Origin of the sequence: Bradyrhizobium sp. Mp27 (assembly GCF_029953005.1) — a bacterium.
Lineage (GTDB): Bacteria > Pseudomonadota > Alphaproteobacteria > Rhizobiales > Xanthobacteraceae > Bradyrhizobium > Bradyrhizobium barranii.
In genome coordinates this window covers 1-215 of the sequence record NZ_JASAUS010000916.1, presented here as the reverse complement: position 1 = coordinate 215, position 215 = coordinate 1, and the positions used below count along the sequence as shown (strand labels likewise).

Below are 215 nucleotides of genomic sequence, written 5' to 3'. Positions count from 1 at the left end.
CCGTGTCCGGCAGCCGTCCGCAGGCCAGCTTGAATGCGGGATCGGACCGCAGATGATCGAGGTCGTCGGCGTCCTCGTAGCCGCAGCAGATCGCGAACATGCGCGCGCGGAGCATATCGACCAGGCTGTGCACGACCCGCGTCGGATCGCGCCGATCCGGGAACACCCGGGCCAGATTGTTGGCCAAACCGAGACGCCGCTCGGCCATCGCCAGA

General features: G+C 67.9%; 1 protein-coding gene. It reads right to left on the bottom strand.

Annotated elements, in window-relative coordinates; all coding sequences use genetic code 11:
- Nucleotides 1-215, bottom strand: a 215-nt coding sequence (locus QJT78_RS52995) for a transposase (protein WP_281461031.1), incomplete at both ends; no start/stop codon positions are given.